The 15,979-nt window shown below is 74.1% G+C and carries 15 protein-coding genes; 6 read left to right on the top strand and 9 right to left on the bottom strand.

Going from position 1 to position 15,979, the window contains the following annotated elements; genetic code table 11:
- Positions 1–7: 7 nt before the first annotated feature.
- Both Sm713_RS20420 and Sm713_RS20415 read left to right on the top strand, forming a co-directional pair.
- On the top strand, positions 8–610 hold the full coding sequence (locus Sm713_RS20420; protein ID WP_212911011.1) for a hypothetical protein: 603 nt from the start codon (positions 8–10) through the stop codon (positions 608–610).
- A 316-nt stretch (positions 611–926) separates the two neighbouring features.
- Positions 927–1,388 (top strand): MaoC family dehydratase, encoded by a 462-nt coding sequence (locus Sm713_RS20415; protein ID WP_212911010.1) that lies wholly within the window; start codon positions 927–929, stop codon positions 1,386–1,388.
- An 80-nt stretch (positions 1,389–1,468) separates the two neighbouring features.
- Here Sm713_RS20415 and Sm713_RS20410 read toward each other — a convergent pair whose 3' ends face one another.
- The 3 genes from Sm713_RS20410 to Sm713_RS20400 form a co-directional block, all read right to left on the bottom strand.
- Positions 1,469–2,095 carry a TetR/AcrR family transcriptional regulator gene (locus Sm713_RS20410; RefSeq protein ID WP_212911009.1) on the bottom strand — a complete coding sequence of 209 codons (627 nt, stop codon included), beginning with the start codon at positions 2,093–2,095 and terminating at the stop codon, positions 1,469–1,471.
- Between the two features lie 75 nt (positions 2,096–2,170).
- A complete protein-coding gene (locus Sm713_RS20405; protein WP_212911008.1) occupies positions 2,171–2,458 on the bottom strand; it encodes a YiaA/YiaB family inner membrane protein in 288 nt (95 codons plus the stop codon).
- Between the two features lie 112 nt (positions 2,459–2,570).
- A complete protein-coding gene (locus Sm713_RS20400) occupies positions 2,571–3,722 on the bottom strand; it encodes an acyl-CoA dehydrogenase family protein (RefSeq protein ID WP_212911007.1) in 1,152 nt (383 codons plus the stop codon).
- 83 nt (positions 3,723–3,805) lie between these two features.
- On the opposite strand from Sm713_RS20400, the gene Sm713_RS20395 reads away from it, so the two are divergent.
- Positions 3,806–4,447, top strand: a complete 642-nt coding sequence (locus Sm713_RS20395; protein WP_212911006.1) for a TetR/AcrR family transcriptional regulator — start codon at positions 3,806–3,808, stop codon at positions 4,445–4,447.
- A gap of 194 nt (positions 4,448–4,641) precedes the next feature.
- Here the strand turns inward: Sm713_RS20395 and Sm713_RS20390 are convergent, their stop codons facing one another.
- The 5 genes from Sm713_RS20390 to Sm713_RS20370 all read right to left on the bottom strand — a co-directional run bounded on the left by Sm713_RS20390 (position 4,642) and on the right by Sm713_RS20370 (position 11,520).
- Complete coding sequence (locus tag Sm713_RS20390; protein WP_212912150.1) at positions 4,642–5,721, bottom strand: Zn-dependent alcohol dehydrogenase; 1,080 nt, start codon at positions 5,719–5,721, stop codon at positions 4,642–4,644.
- A gap of 22 nt (positions 5,722–5,743) precedes the next feature.
- On the bottom strand, positions 5,744–7,114 hold the full coding sequence (locus Sm713_RS20385) for an aldehyde dehydrogenase family protein (protein WP_212912149.1): 1,371 nt from the start codon (positions 7,112–7,114) through the stop codon (positions 5,744–5,746).
- Between the two features lie 203 nt (positions 7,115–7,317).
- Positions 7,318–9,651, bottom strand: coding sequence for a molybdopterin oxidoreductase family protein (locus Sm713_RS20380; protein ID WP_212911005.1), 2,334 nt, complete (start codon positions 9,649–9,651; stop codon positions 7,318–7,320).
- Between the two features lie 479 nt (positions 9,652–10,130).
- Positions 10,131–10,730 carry a TetR/AcrR family transcriptional regulator gene (locus tag Sm713_RS20375; protein ID WP_249416644.1) on the bottom strand — a complete coding sequence of 200 codons (600 nt, stop codon included), beginning with the start codon at positions 10,728–10,730 and terminating at the stop codon, positions 10,131–10,133.
- Between the two features lie 133 nt (positions 10,731–10,863).
- Positions 10,864–11,520 (bottom strand): nuclear transport factor 2 family protein, encoded by a 657-nt coding sequence (locus tag Sm713_RS20370; protein WP_212911003.1) that lies wholly within the window; start codon positions 11,518–11,520, stop codon positions 10,864–10,866.
- Between the two features lie 149 nt (positions 11,521–11,669).
- On the opposite strand from Sm713_RS20370, the gene hmgA reads away from it, so the two are divergent.
- From hmgA to Sm713_RS20355, 3 genes are all read left to right on the top strand, one after another.
- Positions 11,670–13,016 (top strand): homogentisate 1,2-dioxygenase, encoded by a 1,347-nt coding sequence (gene hmgA, locus Sm713_RS20365; protein ID WP_212912148.1) that lies wholly within the window; start codon positions 11,670–11,672, stop codon positions 13,014–13,016.
- The gene (locus tag Sm713_RS20360) at positions 13,013–13,888 is read left to right on the top strand and encodes a GntR family transcriptional regulator (RefSeq protein ID WP_212911002.1); all 876 of its coding nucleotides are present in this window, start codon (positions 13,013–13,015) and stop codon (positions 13,886–13,888) included. Before hmgA ends, Sm713_RS20360 begins: the two co-directional genes overlap by 4 nt.
- Positions 13,889–13,952: 64 nt before the next feature.
- The gene (locus Sm713_RS20355; protein ID WP_212911001.1) at positions 13,953–15,152 is read left to right on the top strand and encodes a type ISP restriction/modification enzyme; all 1,200 of its coding nucleotides are present in this window, start codon (positions 13,953–13,955) and stop codon (positions 15,150–15,152) included.
- 529 nt (positions 15,153–15,681) lie between these two features.
- On the opposite strand, the gene Sm713_RS20350 is transcribed toward Sm713_RS20355, so the two are convergent.
- A complete protein-coding gene (locus Sm713_RS20350; RefSeq protein ID WP_212911000.1) occupies positions 15,682–15,939 on the bottom strand; it encodes a hypothetical protein in 258 nt (85 codons plus the stop codon).
- Between the last annotated feature and the right edge of the window lie 40 nt (positions 15,940–15,979).

Here is a 15,979-nt window from a genome sequence, read left to right as displayed (position 1 = left end):
CAGGGCAATGGCAGGTTTCCGGAGTCTCGCGAGACAGGTGCGCGATCCGCAGTGTGACCTGGCACTGCGCAGGTACTCCCTGAGAAAGTGCCTGGAGAGATTCGCCCCCTACGGACATCGTGCGACATGGGACCATCTCTGCTCCCGCACCGGGATGGGCAGGGAGGACAGGTCCCCCGATCCCTCCAGCCTGGTGGCCGCGCTCGACGAGCTCGAAGAGGCACGCGCGGTGTGGCTGGCCTACGAGGCGCAGTTCGCGGAGCGCCGCAAGCGTGAGAAGCACGACGGCCTGCGCAGCCCGGGCAGCGTCGACGACTGGCACCGGCTCACCTGGGGAGGCTGCGGTGTTGCCTGGTGCGACAATCCCCGGGTACACCCCCACGAGCCGCTGGCCGAGGTGCTGCGGCGGTTGATCAGGGGCCTTGAGCACGAGCCCGGCTCGGTCTGTCCCGTGTGCGGGGACACCCGGCTGGTCTGGCGGCACGGACTGGCCCACGAACCTTCCTCGGGCCCGGTCTGCACCCACTGCGGCATCGTGGTGCCGCGTCCCGTCCTGACCCCGAGGGCCCTGGCGAGCGCCCGGCGGGCACGCCTGCTGGTGTCGGCCTGACCGGGCCGCCCGGACACACCGAACACCACCGGCCACGTGCTTCACAGGCGCATACCGGTGTCACGGAGAGCGGGGCTCACCGGCCCCCGGCCCTCCGTCGGCCCGGGGGCCCGGCCAGCAGCCGGGACCCGGTCATGGATGGGCAGCCTGCCGCCATAGACGGCAGCCCCCCGCGTCCGCACCCGGCGCCCGTATCCGGGCGCGCGGTCCGCGTTGACATGCCCCCCGCCACACCAGCATGCTGAGCAAGCGCTTAGGCACCCTGCGGTGCCGCGCACGTGCTTGGACTGGGACGGTGCCGGGAGGCCAAGGGAACATGGCAGAGCCGAGGATCTTCACTTCCCCCGACGAACTGCGCGCCGCCGTCGGCGAGCGCCTGGGGTACAGCGACTGGCTGGAGATCGACCAGAAGCGTGTCGACCTCTTCGCGGAGGCGACCGGGGATCACCAGTGGATCCACGTCGACCCGGAGAAGGCCGCGGCCGGTCCCTTCGGCACCACCATCGCGCACGGCTACCTGACGCTGTCCCTGCTGCCCACGCTGGTGCCGCAGGTCATGCTGGTCGAGGGCGTGACGATGGGCATCAACTACGGCACGAACAAGGTGCGCTTCCCCGCGCCCGTCCCGGTGGGCTCGCGGCTGCGCGCGACGGCCGAGCTGACGGAGGTCGCGGACGTGGCCGGCGGGCTCCAGGTGACGCTGACGGTGACCGTGCAGCGCGAGGGGCAGGAGAAGCCGGTGTGCGTCGCGGAGTCGGTGTCCCGCTACCACTTCTAGAGGCAGCCCGCCTTCTGGAGGCAGCCCGCCGAGGACACGGGGAGACGGCCGACCGGGGGCCACGGCGCGCCGCCGGAGGCCTACTTCTTGGCCCCCACCATCCGCAGCACCAGCCCCGCGTAGAGCGCGCCGACCTCGTCGGGGGTGCGGCTGCCCGCGGCGTTGAACCAGCGGGCCACGTCGACGCAGAGCGAGAGCACCGCGAGCGTCGTGCCCGGCACGTCGGGCACGTCGAACTCGCCGGCCCGGACGCCGTCATCGATGATGCCCCGGATGACGGCGTCCGTCCTGCGCCGCAGTGCCACGATCTCGGCGCGCGCCTCGCCGCTCAGCGCGTCGAGCTCGTACTGCACCACGCGCGCGGTGGTGTGCTGGGCGGCGTGCCAGCGCACGAAGGAGCGGACGGCGTCGGTGAGCCGGTCGGTCGCGTCGCCCGGTCCGCCCGCGGCGGTGGCGAGGATCTCCAGGGCCTTCTCGTGGCCGATCCTGCTGATGCGGTGGAGCAGCTCTTCCTTGGTCTTGTAGTGGATGTACAGCGCGGCGGGGCTCATGCCGGCGCGGCCGGCGATGTCGCGGGTGGTCGTCGCGTGGTAGCCGCGCTCGGCGAAGGCCTCGACGGCTGCGCTCATCAACCGCCGCGCCGCGTCCGGGCTGACCTCAGCCCACGACCTGCTCTCGTCGCCCGCCGTCTGCTCCGCCGCGGTCATCAGGGCCCCTTCCTGTGGCAGCACGCACACGATACCGGAACGCTGAGCGAGCGCTTAGACAACGCCGGGCGCGGTTCAGAGCTTCTCGAACGGATCGTGCTCGGACAGGAGCTTCTCCAGCCTGGCCTGGTCGACACGGCTGACGATCTGCCCGGCCTCCTGCCGGTCCCGTACCACCTTGGCCAACGTGAAGGCGGAGGTGACGAGATAGAGGACGGCCACACCGAGGAACGCACGCACCCAGGCGTCCGTCCTCAGGTTGAAGATGCCCACGGCCGTGGCCACCAGGGCGATGGCGAAGGAGGCGACGGCCTGACCGTAGAACGCGGCGGTGCTCTGCTGTTTGACCGGAGTGTCACTCATGCCCGCAAGGTTCGGCCCCCGGCGCCGCGCACGCATCCGTACACGTACTCAGACGTCACTCAGAGCGGCCCGCGTCCCCCCGCGTCCACCGCCGGGCTCGCACCACCGGCCCTCAGAACGCCGACACCCCTGTGAGCGCGCGGCCTATCACCAGTTTCTGGATCTGGCTGGTGCCCTCGTAGAGCGTCATCACGCGCGCGTCGCGGAGCAGCTTGCCCACGGGGTACTCGTCGATGTAGCCGTAGCCGCCGAAGACCTGAAGGGCGTTGTTGGCGGCGCGCACGGCCGCCTCGGAGGCGAACAGCTTCGCCTTGGAGGACTCGGTGGCGAAGGGCTCGCCCCGGTCGATCAGGTCGGCCACCCGCCAGGTCAGCAGCCGGGCCGCGTCGACGTCCACGGAGATGTCGCTGATCAGCTCCTGGACCAGCTGGTGGCGGGCGATGACCCCGCCGAACTGCTCGCGCTGGGTGGCGTACCCGACGGCGGCGTCCAGCGCGGCCTGGGCGATGCCGACGCAGCCCGCGGCCACCGACATACGGCCCTTGGCCAGCGCCGACATGGCGACCGCGAAGCCCTTGCCCTCGGGGCCGAGCAGCGCGGTGGCGGGCACGCGGACGTCGTCGAGGACGAGTTCGGCGGTGGCCTGGCCGCGCAGCCCGAGCTTGCCGTGGACGGGGCGGCGGGCGAGCCCCGGGGTGTCGGTGGGCACCAGGAAGGCCGAGATGCCCTTGTGCCCCGGCTGGTCGTTGGTCCGCGCGAACAGCAGGACCACGTCCGCCCAGGTGCCGTTGGTGATGAACATCTTGGTGCCGGTGATCCGGTAGTCGGCGCCGTCGCGCTCCGCGCGCGTGGTGAGGTGCCCGGCGTCGGAGCCGGTGCCGGGCTCGGTGAGGCCGAAGCAGCCGACGAGCGCGCCGGAGGTCAGCCCCGGCAGCCAGCGCTGCTTCTGCTCCGCGCTCCCCCAGTGCCCGATGCTCTTGGCGACCAGCCCCAGCGAGACGGAGACGATGCCGCGCACCGAGGAGTCCCCGCGCCCCAGCTCCTCCGTGACCAGGCAGTACGAGAGGTGGTCGCCGCCGGAACCGCCGTACGCCTCGTCGAGCGTCAGGCCCAGGAAGCCGACCGCGCCCAGCTTCCCCACGATCGCCCGATCGACGCTCTCGTTCCGGTCCCACTCGGTGGCGTAGGGCGTGACCTCGCGCGCCACGAAGTCCTTCGCGAGCTGCCTGACGGCGTGCTGCTCCTCGCTGAGTTCCAGGTTCACGGCACGGCGCTCCTCGGCGGTGGGTTCCGGCAGCGTTTAATTAGCACTGCTAGTTTGTCGTCGGCAGCCCTACTATGTGCGCCATGGCCCGACCGCGCAAGCCCCTGCTGAGCACCGATCGCATCGTCGCCACGGCACGCGAGCTGGTGGACGCGGAGGGTCTGGCAGCCGTCTCGACACGCCGCCTGGCCGCCGAGCTCGGGGTGAGCGGCCCCTCGCTCTACAACCACTTCCGCACCAAGGACGAGATCCTGGAGGCGGTGGCGGACTCGGTGAGCGCCCAGGTCGACCTGTCGATGTTCGAGGACGGCCGGAACTGGCGGGACGCGCTGCACGAGTGGGCGGTCTCCTACCGCGCCGCGCTCCGCGCCCACCCGCACATCGTGCCGGTGCTGGCGTCCGGCCCCGGCCGCCGCCCCGCCGCGCTCCGGCTCGCGGACGCGGTCTTCGGCGCGATGGTCGACGCGGGCTGGCCGCCCGCCCAGGCCACCTCCATCGGCGCCCTGATGCGCTACTTCGTGATGGGCTCCGCCCTCGGCTCCTTCGCCGGCGGCTTCGTCGACGACGCGGCCGCGTACGACCCCGGGGACTACCCCCACCTCGGCCAGGCGCACCTGCTCGCCGAGCGCCAGCAGAAGATCGACGACCGCGCCTTCGAGACCGGCCTCAGCGCCCTGCTGGAGGGGCTCGCCCAGCAGTACGAGCAGTCGGCCACCGCAGGCTGACCCCCGGGACGCGCCCTCGGGCGGCGCGGGCTACCCGCTCAGGACCGGCGGCGCACCGGCGGCTGGTCGGGCCAGGGGAACGCGTATGCCGGGTCGCCGCCTCGGCGGACGCGGACGCTCCTCGTCCCACCGCAGCGCCTCGGGCCTGTTACTCAACTCCCGTCACCCGCCTCCGAGCTGCCCGGCGAGCCCCCCTAGAACACCACCAGTGCCCGGCCTCCCTTGCCCGCCGTCATGTTCTCGAACGCGCCGGGGATGTCGTCCAGCGTGATGCGGTCCGTGACGAGGGTGCCGGGGTCGAGGCGGCCGGCGCGGATGTGTTCCGCCAGTACGGGCAGGTCGCGGGCCGGGGCGGAGTTGCCGAAGACGCAGCCCGTCAGGGTGCGGGACCAGTGGAAGAGTTCCAGGGCGTTGAACGTGACCTCCTGGTCCTTGCCGCCGATGCCGACGACCGTCGTCCGGCCGCCGCGGCGGGTGGACTCCCAGGCGGCTCGGATGGCGACGGCACGGCCCGCGCACTCCAACGCGACGTCCGCGCCGTGGCCGCCGGTGAGCCGGCGGATCTCCTTGGGGGTGCGGTCCGAGGCGACCACGAACTCGGTGGCGCCGGCCGCGCGGGCCAGTTCCTCCTTCGCGGGTGCGACGTCGACGGCGATGATGGTCTCCGCGCCGGCTATCCGGGCCGCCTGGAGCGTGGCGAGCCCCACTCCCCCGGCCCCGAAGACGGCCACCGACTCGCCCACCTTCACCTGGGCCGAATAGTGCACGGCCCCGTAGCCGGTGAGCACGGCGCAGCCGAGCAGCGCCGCGTCCGTCAGCGGCACGCCGTGCGGTGCGGGCAGCACGCAGCCGGCCGCGACGACGGTCTCCTCCGCGAACGCGGCGACGTTCAGGCCGGGGTGCAGGTCGGTGCCGTCGGCGCGGCGCGCGTAGACGTTCCCCGATCCGGTGAGGGCCCTCTCGCAGAGCCACACCTCGCCAAGACCGCAGGCGTGGCAGAGGCCGCAGGACGGGGCCCAGTTGAGGACCACGTCGTCGCCGGCGCGGACGTGGTCGACGCCGTCGCCGACGGAGACGACGGTGCCGGCGCCCTCGTGCCCGAGCACGGCGGGCACCGGAACCCGCATGGTGCCGTTGGACAGCGACAGGTCGGAGTGGCAGACGCCGGCCGCGGTCAAGCGCACCCGCACCTGTCCGGGCCCGGGCTCGGGGAGGTCTATCTCGGCGATCTCCAGAGGAGAGCCGACTGCTGGCAGGACGGCGGCGCGGACCACGATCACGTTCTCCTGACGGGGCTCAGAACTGCAGGGACTTGGTCTGGAGGTACTCGGCGAGGCCGTGCGGGCCGAGTTCACGGCCGACCCCGGACTGCTTGTAGCCGCCGAAGGGGGCGAGCGGGTTGAACCGGCCGCCGTTGATGTCGATCTGGCCGGTGTCCATGCGGCGGGCGAAGGCAACGGCCTCGGCCTCGTCACCGGCCCACACCCCGCCCCCGAGGCCGTAGACGGTGGCGTTGGCGATCCGCAGCGCGTCGTCCTCGTCCCGGTAGCGCAGGATGGCGAGCACCGGGCCGAAGATCTCCTCCTGCGCGATGGTCATGTCGGGGGTGACGTCGGCGAAGACGGTGGGGCTGACGTAGTAGCCCGGCGAGCGGGGCGCGTCGCTGCCGCCGGTCACCAGGCGGGCGCCCTCGGCGACGCCCTGGTCTATGTAGCCGCGCACCCGGTCGCGCTGCCGGGCGCTGACGAGGGGCCCGACGCGGTCCGCGTACTTGGCGGCGGCGGCCTCGGCGAGGGCGACCGCCTCGTCGTACTCGTCCGCGTGCACCAGCATTCTGGACCAGGCGTGGCAGGTCTGCCCGGAGTTGGCCATGAGCTGCGCGACGCCGACGTTCACCGCGCGCGCCAGGTCGGCGCCCGGCAGGATGACGTTGGCGGACTTGCCGCCCAGTTCCAGCGCGACCCGCTTGACGGCGGCGCCGGCGCTCGCGCCGATGTCCCGCCCGACCGCGGTGGAGCCGGTGAAGGACACCATGTCCACGCCCTCGTGCGCGGCGAGCGCTTGCCCTGCGACCGGGCCGAGACCGGTGACCACGTTGAACACGCCCGCGGGCAGGCCCGCGTCGTGCGCGGCGGCGGCGAGCACCCGGGCGGTCAGCGGGGTGTTCTCGGCGGGTTTGAGGACGACCGTGCAGCCCGCGGCGAGGGCCGGGGCGACCTTGGCGACGGCCTGGTGCAGGGGGTAGTTCCAGGGGGTGATGGCGCCGACGACGCCCACCGGCTCCTGGAACACGGTGGAGTTGCCGAGCTTCTCCTCGAAGGCGTGGGAGGCTGCCAGTTCGGCGTACGAGGTGAGGACGCGCAGCGGCAGGGCGACGTGCACCGCCTTGGAGAACCCGGGAGGGGCGCCGAGTTCGGAGGTGACGATCCGGGCGGCCTCGGCCTCCTGGGCCTTCAGCGCGTCCCGCAGCGCGGCGATGCGGGCGCCGCGCTCGGCGGGCGGTGTGGCGGCCCAGCCGGGCAGCGCGGCGCGTGCGGCGCGCACGGCCGCGTCGACGTCGACGGGGGTGCCGGCCGGGACGCGGGCGAACTCCATCTCGGTGGCCGGGTCGACGACGGAGATGGTGCCGGTGCCGTCGGCGGGGCGCCATTCGCCGTCGATGTACATGTCGTCGTGGACCAGGACGGTCTCGGCCCCGGGCGCCTGCGCCTCCTGACCGCCCCGCTCTTGTGTGCCGCCGTCGGTGTCTGCCATCTCTGACTTCCTTCCGTCCCGCGGCCGGACCGCGGACCGCTTTGCTCGATCCTCCTGCCAGGAGGTGTCTGCCCACTCATGGAGCCGGGCACCGCCCGCCCGGGTACCGGCCCGCGTCAGGTCTCCGCCACGGCGGCCGCCGCGAGCCGGACGGGGACGCCGTTCAGCACCGCGTTGCCGGAGAGCGGGTCAAGGGCGGCGGCGTCCAGGAGCTGGTTGACGTTGGCGCCGGGGTTGCGGGCCGCCACGCGCATCCGGGTGCCGGGACGGTCGTGCCCCCAGCCGTGCGGCAGGCTGACCACGCCGGGGCGCACGGTGTCGGTGAACTCCGCGGGCGCGGTGACCGTCCCGCCGGGTCCCGTGATCCGCACCGGTGCGCCGTCGGCCAGGCCGAGCCGGTCCGCGTCGTCGGGGTGGACCTGGAGGGTGCATTGGTTGGATCCGCCGGTGAGGGGCGTGATGTTGTGCATCCAGCTGTTGTTGGACCGCAGGTGGCGGCGGCCCACCAGCAGCAGCGCGCCTGAGTCCGCGGCCTCGCCGGGTCCGGCCGCTCCCGCGAGCACCGCCTTCAGGCGCGGCAGGTCGCCCGCTATGGCGGCGGGGAGGAGCTCGATGCGTCCGCTGCGGGTCCTGAGCGGTCCGGGCAGCCGGGACCGGAGCGGACCGAGGTCGATGCCGTGCGGGTGCGCGCGCAGGCGCCCGAGATTCAGCCCCTCGGGATCGGCGCCGAACCCGTCCCCGTACGGACCGAGGCGCAGCATCATGTCGAGCCGCCGCTCGGGGCCGTCCTCACCGGTGAGCCGTGCCGCGAGCGCCGCGGGGTCCTGGCCGTGCACGGGAGACTCAGGATCGGCGACCGCCTTGCCGAGGGTCTGGCGGACCACCAGATCGTCGACGGCGTCCGGTCCCGCGCCGTGCATGCCGGCCGCGGCGGCGACGAGCCGGGCGTGGATCTCCGTCTCCGCCATCCGGTCCGCGTCGAGCGGGACGGCGGCGGGCGTGTAACGGGCCTGGTTGCGCACCGCGAAGAGGTTGAACGCGAAGTCGTAGTGGGCGCTCTGCGAGGGCGGCGGCGGGGGCAGCACCACGTCGGCGTGGCGGGTGGTCTCGTTCAGGTACGGGTCCACCGCGACCATGAAGTCCAGGGATCCGAGGGCCTGCTCCAGTCGCGCGCCGTCCGGCGCGGAGAGCACCGGGTTGGCGGCGATGGTGATCAGGGCGCGCAGCGGACCGCTCGCCGGGCTGTCAGGGCCGCCCTGACCCGGGGTGTCGATCTCCTCGGCGAGCGCGGCCAGCGGCAGCTCGCCCTTGGCCTCGGGGTGGCCGCTCACCCGGCTGCGCCAGCGGCCGAGGGTGAAGCCCTTCCCGGGGCCCGGCCGCCTCGGGGCGCGGTCGGTGGCGGACAGCGGGAAGAGTGCGCCGCCGGGGCGGTCGAGGTTGCCGGTGAGCACGTTCAGCACGTCGACCAGCCAGCTCGTGAGGGTGCCGAAGGCGACGGTGTTGCTGCCGACCCTGCCGTAGACCGCGGCGGTGGGCGCGGCGGCCAGCTCCCCGGCCAGCGCCCGTATGGTGCCGGCGGGCACGTCGCACGCGGCGGCGACGGCCTCGGGGGTGAGGTCGGCCAGCGCGTCCCGGACGCCTTCGAGGCCGTCCACGTGGTCGGCGAGCACGCCGGGGCGCACCAGGTCCTCGGCGAACAGCACCTGGGCCACCGCGGCGAGCAGCAGCGCGTCGGTGCCGGGGCGTATCGCCACGTGCCGGTCGGCGAGGCGGGCGGTGCGGGTGCGCCGGGGGTCGATCACGGTCAGGGTGCCGCCGCGGGCGCGCAGCGCCTTGAGCCGGCCGGGGAAGTCGGGCGCCGTGCACAGGCTGCCGTTGGACTCGACCGGGTTCGCCCCGATCAGCAGCAGGTGGTCGGTGCGGTCCAGGTCGGGCACCGGGATGGCGAAGGGGTCGCCGAACAGCAGCCCGCTGGAGACGTGCTTGGGCATCTGGTCGACGGTGCTGGCCGTGAAGAGGCTCCGGGTGCCGAGCGCGCCGAGCAGCACCGGCGGGTACAGCGCCCCGGCCATGGTGTGCACGTTGGGGTTGCCGAGGACGACGCCCACGGCGTGCGGGCCCTGGGCCTCGACGAGCGGGCGCAGTCCGGCGGCCACCGCGTCGAAGGCCTCGTCCCAGCTCGCCTCGCGGAGCTCGCCGTCCTCGCGCACCAGGGGGGTGCGGAGCCGGTCGGGGTCGGCGTCCAGGGCGCCGAACGACGCTCCCTTGGGGCAGATGAACCCGCGGCTGAACACGTCGTCGCGGTCTCCGCGTGCACCGGTCACCCGGCCGTCCTCGATGGTGAGCGACAGCCCGCACGTGGCCTCGCAGAGCGGGCAGATGCGCAGCGCGGTGCGTACCGCGAGCCGGCTCGTGGCCGGGGCGTCGTGGGCTACGGGTGTCGCGGTCATGGGCGCTCCCCTGGTTGGTGGTCGGCGCACGGCTGCAAGGACGGGCGAACGTCCTGAGCCTACCGACGAGTAAGGACGAACGGCAGACCCCCTCACGAGACGTCACGGAGCGCGCGCCGCCCGGCACGCGCGGTGGTGGGTCCCTGCGGGTGGCGTGCCGCGAAAGGGCCTGCCCCTTGCGGCCGGTGGCGACCTGACGGCCCGTCGTGGCCGATCGCTCCCCCACTGCTTTAAGAGTGTGGGAGGTACCCCCATCCCCGCACCCCTCCCTGGGCGAGCCGGAACGTGGGGCAGCGCCCCGGAGGGGCGCGGGGCGGGGGTACCTCCCACGCCCTCACGGCAGGGGGAGGCACCAGCCACGACGAGACCCGCAGTCCGCAAGGGGCGCGGGGAACTGAGCCACCAGCCACGACGAGACCCGCGGCCCGCCACCGGCCGCAAACGGCACTCCCGAGGACTTCGGCCCTCCGCCGGGGCACTCAGTCGAGGACGCCGGCCAGGTACCGCCGCAGCAGCGCCCGGGTCTCCTCGACCAGCGCGGGGTCGCCGGCCGGGTCCATCCGGAACGCCAGGCGGACCAGCGCGTCGGCCGACTCGACCGCTACCAGGACGGCCCGGCGCACGGCGATGTCCGGCGGGCGGCCCAGGTGGCCGGAGAGCAGTTCGGTGAGCCGCGCCGCCACCTGGAGGTTGGGGGCGGCGGTCGGGGTGCCGACGGGGATCTGGTTGCCGAAGTCGACCAGCGTGAAGCCGGGCGCGGTGCGTTTCATGGCGACGTACTCGTCGAGCACGGCGTCCGTCGCACCACGCCAGTCCCCCGGACCGATCCCCGCCAGCCGCTCGGTGACGCGTTCGGCGTAGCGCTCCAGGTTCCGTGCGGCGAGCGCGTCGGCCATGGCGCGCTTGTTGCCGAAGAAGCGGTAGACAGAGCCGACGGCGACGCCGGCCCGCTCGGCGACCGCGCGGGTGCTCAGGCCGTCGTAGCCCACCTCGTCGAGGAGTTCGGCGCAGGCGTCGAGGATCCGGCCGAGCCGTGCCACGCTGCGGCGTTGCAGGGGCGGGCGGCGCAGCGCGCCCAATTCTCCGTGCGCCTCCTCGGCGGACGCGAGCCCGGTCTTCTCTCCTGCGGACGTCACCTGATGCCTCTCCTCCGCGGACATCACCCCGTGCCACTTCCCGGCCGACGCTATCGCGTACCTCTTCCCGCGGATCTCACGGCGCCGTCCCCCGGTCTGCGGGCACGGGGCCGGCGGAGGCGGGAGGGGCCGCGGGGCCGCCGCCCGCCGAGGCGCCGCCGGAAGCCGCCGCCGCACCACCGGAGGGGACCCCGGCCCCGGGGCCGGCGCTCGCGTCGGGTGTCGCGTCCGAGGCGGTCACCGGCGCCGTGCTCTCCACCGGCTTGCCGTGCACCGCCCAGACGGTGTGGTCGTCCGCGTAGAGCCGGGCGGTGACCTCATGGGTGCCGCGGGAGAGCAGTCTCGACGGCAGGTGGTACCCGGGGCCGTGCAGCAGGGTGAGCCGCCGTCCGTCCAGATAGAGCTGGGCCCCTCCGCGGCCCACGGCGGCCGGTCGGCCGGGGTCGCGGGCGGGGGTGAAGCGGAAGTGGCGCACGCTCAGCGTCAGGTCCCAGCCGTCCTCGGCGTCCGGCCGGACCACGACGTCCACCTGGGGCGCGCCGTTCTCGGGCACCTCCCGGTACCGGTGGCCCTGTTCGTCGCGGCCGTCGGTGAGCCGCCCTGCCGACGTCGCGGCGGCGCCGGCCGCGCCCGTGCCGCCCGCGGCATCGGTGCAGCCCATGAGGCCCACGAGCGCGAGAGCCGGCAGGACCGTGACGAGTGCCCGGAGACGGAACCGATGCGGCGACGACATGTCCGGGAGCGTAGACCTTGCCGCGCCGCCGTGCTTGTGAGATTTTTCAATCCTGTGGTGGTACATAGGAATCAGGGTGGGGTGACTGCCCGCGGGGTCCGCACGACGGGCTCCGGGCGGGCCGACGCGCAAGGGAGCGGGCGATGTCCATGAACGGCGCGGACGCACGCAAGACCGCCGAGGGCTTGGTGTATCTCAGCGGTTTCGGCAACCAGCACGGTTCCGAGGCGGTCCCGGGCGCCCTGCCGCAGGGCCGCAACGCGCCGCAGCGCGCCCCGCTGGGGCTCTACGCGGAGCAGCTCAGCGGCACCGCGTTCACGGAGCCGCGCGCCCAGAACCGCCGCTCCTGGCTCTACCGCATCCGCCCGTCCGCGGCCCACCCGGCCTTCACCCGCACGGACAACGGCGCGATCCGCACGGCCCCGTTCACGGAATCCGTGCCCGACCCCAACCGGCTGCGCTGGGACCCGCTCCCCGAGCCGGCGCCCGGCACGGACTTCGTGACGGGCCTGTGGACGCTCGGCGGCAACGGCGACGCCACCCAGCGCACCGGCATGGCGGTGCACCTCTACCACGCCGACACCTCGATGGCCGACCGGGTCTTCAGCGACGCCGACGGCGAGCTGCTGATCGTGCCGGAGCACGGCGAGCTGCTGCTGCACACCGAGTTCGGGATGCTGCACGCCCGCCCCGGTGAGGTGGCGCTCGTGCCGCGGGGGGTGCGGTTCCGGGTGGATCTGCTGCCGCCCGCGTCGGCCGGCGCGCGGGGCGGCGCGGCCCGCGGCTACGTCTGCGAGAACTACGGCCGCCCCTTCCAGCTCCCCGAGCTCGGCCCCATCGGGGCCAACGGCCTTGCGAACGCCCGGGACTTCCGGGCACCGGTGGCTGCGTTCGAGGACGCGGACCGCCCGGTGCGGGTGATCAGCAAGTTCTGCGGCAACCTCTGGGAGGCCGCCTACGACCACTCCCCGCTGGACGTGGTCGCCTGGCACGGCAACCACGTGCCGTACGTCTACGACCTGCGCTGCTTCAACGTGATCGGCTCCATCAGCTACGACCACCCGGACCCGTCGATCTTCACGGTCCTCACGTCCCCCTCCGACACCCCGGGGCTCGCCGGCGTCGACTTCGTCGTCTTCGCGCCGCGCTGGCTGGTGGGCGAGGACACCTTCCGGCCACCGTACTTCCACCGCAACGTGATGACGGAGTACATGGGCCTGATCGAGGGGGCGTACGACGCGAAGACCGGCGGCGGCTTCGTGCCCGGCGGCGGCTCGCTGCACAACATGATGTCGGCCCACGGCCCCGACCGGCAGACCTTCGATCGGGCGAGCGCCGCCGAGCTCGCGCCCCAGAAGATCGACGACGGCCTCGCCTTCATGTTCGAGACCCGCTGGCCGGTGACCTTGACTGCCCAGGCGGCGGGCGCCGGGCACCTGCAGCGCGACTACGACGCGGTGTGGCAGGGCCTCCAGCGGCACTTCCGCAACGGATGAGCGGTACACGGCGCCCGGCGGCCCCGGGCGCGGACCGGGCGTCCGGGGCGTCCGGGGGCCGCCCGGGGCGGGCCGGAGAGGAACCGGGCACAGCGGAAACCGGCGGAGCGGGCGGGACCGGTGCACCCGCGTTCGCCCCGGACTCGATCGTCCTGAACCGCAAGCTGCCGCTGTGGTACCAGGTCTCGCAGTCGCTGCGGGCCTCGGTTCTCGGCCGGGCCCCCGACGCTCCCCTCCGGCTGCCCACCGAGGAGCGGCTCGCCGAGCACTACGGCGTCAGCGTGCTCACCATGCGGCAGGCGCTGGGGGAGCTGGAGGAGGAGGGCCTGATCAGCAGGCACCGCCGGCGGGGCACCTTCATCGAGCCCGGCGCCCTCGCGGGCGCCCCGGTCCGGCTCCTGGGCTCGGTCGACACGATCGTGGCCCAGCAGTCGGGCATGACGTCCAGGCTGCTGGGACACGGCCCGGGCCCGGTGCCCGCAACGTACGCCGATCACTTTCCGGGCCTTGCCGAGGTGGCCACGTACCACCGGCTGCGCCACGACGAGAGGACCGGCGAGCCCACCAACCACGCCCGCAACTACGTGCGTCCGGACGTGGCCCGCCGCATCGACCCCGCCGACCTGGAGCGCCTGCCGATGACCAAGGTGCTCCGGGACGGGGCCGGGGCGCGCATCGGCCGGATCACCGACACGGTGCAGGCGCGGCTTGCGGACCCGGAGACGGCCCGGCTGCTGGGCGTCCCGCTGCTCAGCCCGATCCTGCACTACACCGGCATCACGCATGACGAGGCGGGCCGCGTCCTTGACGTCGCGGTCATCCAGTACCGCGGCGACCGTTTCTCCTTCACGGTCACCCTGGAAGCGCAGTGAGCCGTTGTCCCTACGAGGCACCTTGTACCGGTACGCCCTCCCCGGAACACCACCCCGTCGTACCATGCCGGGCGTGACCCACGACGACGCGCCGCTGCTCACGGACCTCATGCCGTGGTCCGTCGCGCCGCTGCGTCTGGGGCGCGGCTGGCCGCTGGCGCCCGACGCGGCGACCCTGAAGGCCCGGTGGGAGGCCCTCGTCCGCGCCTCGGACGAGGAGCGCGCGGCGCTGTTCGTGCCGAGCCGCGTGCGCACGGTGGACTCCGCGGCCGCCCAGTTGCCGGGCCAGCCCACGGGGACCGGCCGGATCGCGCGCGAGGACGGCCCCTGCCCCGAGCCGGTCCGGGTGATGCACGGCCCGTTCGACGAGCAGTGGCTGATACCCGACCACCGGCTGATCGACGCGGCGCGGCCGGAGCTCTGGCGGGTCGCCGACGACCGGCAGCTCTTCGCGGTCGAGCAGGGCCAGGTGCCCGACGCGGCGGGACCGGCCGTGCTGGCCTCCGGCGTGCTGCCGGACGGCCGCTCGCCGGCGGGCCGCCCCGGGCGCATCCGGCCGCTCTACCGCAGGCCCGGCGGGCGCGAACCGAACCTGGCCCCCGGCCTGCTCGACCATCTCGCCGCCCGGCTCGGCCACCCGCCGGCGCCCGAGGACCTGCTGGCCTGGACGCTGGCCACCGCCCGCCCCGGCACCGCGGGAACCCTCGTGCCGCTCACCGGGGACCCGGAGACCTGGGCGCACGGCACCCGGCTGGGCCACCGGATGCTGCGCCTGATGGTGCGGGGCGGCCCCGAGCGCCCCAAGCTGCCCGGCGGCCGGCGCCCCTATGTCCGGGCGCCCCTGCCGTCCCGGCCCGCCGAGGTCCTGTACGACCCCGAGGAGGAGGCCCTGGAGCTGGACGAGGGGCGGATCGCGCCGGTGGCACCCGAGGCGTGGGACTTCCGGGTGAGCGGGGTGCGGGTGCTGGAGCTGTGGCTGACCCGCCGTCTGCACCGCCCCGAGCCGGGCACGCTGGAGGCGATCGGCCCGGCGGTCTGGCCGCAGTCCTGGACCTCCGAGCTGCTGGAACTGATCACCGTCCTCACCCTCCTGGGGGGCCTCGGGCCGGAGCAGGAGGCCCTGGCGGACGTCCTGGTGGCACCGATCGGCGCGGCCGAGCTGCGCACCGCGGGCATCCTGCCCGTGCCGGAAACGGCCCGCCGCCCGGCGTCGGTGCTTGACCACCACGAGGAGGGCCCCGAAGGGCAGTTCGCGCTGCTCTAGGTCGTGTCCGGCGGATCTTCGTGGATCAGCCTGCGGCCGTCTGGTGCTGGGGGCGCTCCCCCACTGCCCTGAACGGGCGCGGGAGGTACCCCCTCCCACGCCCTTCAGGCAGTGGGGGAGCGCGGGCCCACGAAGATCCGCCGGACACGGCCCAGGGGCGCCGCCTTCGCGCTGGAAGGCTGGGGGCCCTGGAGGGCCGGAGCGCTGGGAGACGAGACGCCGGCACAAGGGGCGACAGCGGCGGAGAAGGGCCGACGGCCGGGAGGGGAGACGTCCCTCCCCGGGGGGGCACCGGGAGGGACGGGGGCGTTCACGAGACGGGGGCGTTCACGAGACGGGGGCGTTCACGAGACGGAGGTGTTCCCAGGGTGGCCGTGGGTGGGTGCGCTTGCCGCAGGGGTCCGCACCGCCGGCGGGCACGGCGGTGCGGGGTGGGGTCTCGCGGCAGTGAGGCGCGGTCCAGCGGCGCCCGGCGTTCGGCGGTGCGATACCGGTGCCGCGGGCTGGCACCGGCTCTCCCGCCGAGCGGTCAGCGCCCGCCGAAGAGCGAGCGGCGCAGCCGCTTGAGGGGCGCGAGGAGCGAGACCCTCTTGACCCTGCTGTGGTCGTACACGGAGTCGTGCGTGGTGATCTCACGCATCAGCGAAGTGGCCTCGGCCGTCTGATGCGGTGCCACGGCGGGACCGCCCAGCACCGCGAGGTGACGATCGAGGCGCGAGCTGGTCGCGCTGCTCCCGCAGTTCACCGCGGGAACGCGCGCCCTGCTGGGCACCGTTATCCGTTCCATGTCACTCCCCACCGTCTCATCCCCACCGTCACTCGTGCAC

Source organism: Streptomyces sp. TS71-3, assembly GCF_018327685.1.
Lineage (GTDB): Bacteria > Actinomycetota > Actinomycetes > Streptomycetales > Streptomycetaceae > Streptomyces.
The sequence above is the reverse complement of the archived record's forward strand: the minus strand, read 5'-3'. Positions and strand labels throughout refer to the sequence as shown.

Coding starts and splice junctions, on each gene's coding strand:
- Sm713_RS20420 (WP_212911011.1), top strand. CDS start 8: ATGGCAGGTTTCCGGAGTCTCGCGAGACAGGTGCGCGATCCGCAGTGT.
- Sm713_RS20415 (WP_212911010.1), top strand. CDS start 927: ATGGCAGAGCCGAGGATCTTCACTTCCCCCGACGAACTGCGCGCCGCC.
- Sm713_RS20410 (WP_212911009.1), bottom strand. CDS start 2,095: ATGACCGCGGCGGAGCAGACGGCGGGCGACGAGAGCAGGTCGTGGGCT.
- Sm713_RS20405 (WP_212911008.1), bottom strand. CDS start 2,458: ATGAGTGACACTCCGGTCAAACAGCAGAGCACCGCCGCGTTCTACGGT.
- Sm713_RS20395 (WP_212911006.1), top strand. CDS start 3,806: ATGGCCCGACCGCGCAAGCCCCTGCTGAGCACCGATCGCATCGTCGCC.
- Sm713_RS20385 (WP_212912149.1), bottom strand. CDS start 7,114: ATGTACATCGACGGCGAATGGCGCCCCGCCGACGGCACCGGCACCATC.
- Sm713_RS20380 (WP_212911005.1), bottom strand. CDS start 9,651: ATGACCGCGACACCCGTAGCCCACGACGCCCCGGCCACGAGCCGGCTC.
- Sm713_RS20370 (WP_212911003.1), bottom strand. CDS start 11,520: ATGTCGTCGCCGCATCGGTTCCGTCTCCGGGCACTCGTCACGGTCCTG.
- hmgA (WP_212912148.1), top strand. CDS start 11,670: ATGAACGGCGCGGACGCACGCAAGACCGCCGAGGGCTTGGTGTATCTC.
- Sm713_RS20360 (WP_212911002.1), top strand. CDS start 13,013: ATGAGCGGTACACGGCGCCCGGCGGCCCCGGGCGCGGACCGGGCGTCC.
- Sm713_RS20355 (WP_212911001.1), top strand. CDS start 13,953: ATGCCGGGCGTGACCCACGACGACGCGCCGCTGCTCACGGACCTCATG.
- Sm713_RS20350 (WP_212911000.1), bottom strand. CDS start 15,939: ATGGAACGGATAACGGTGCCCAGCAGGGCGCGCGTTCCCGCGGTGAAC.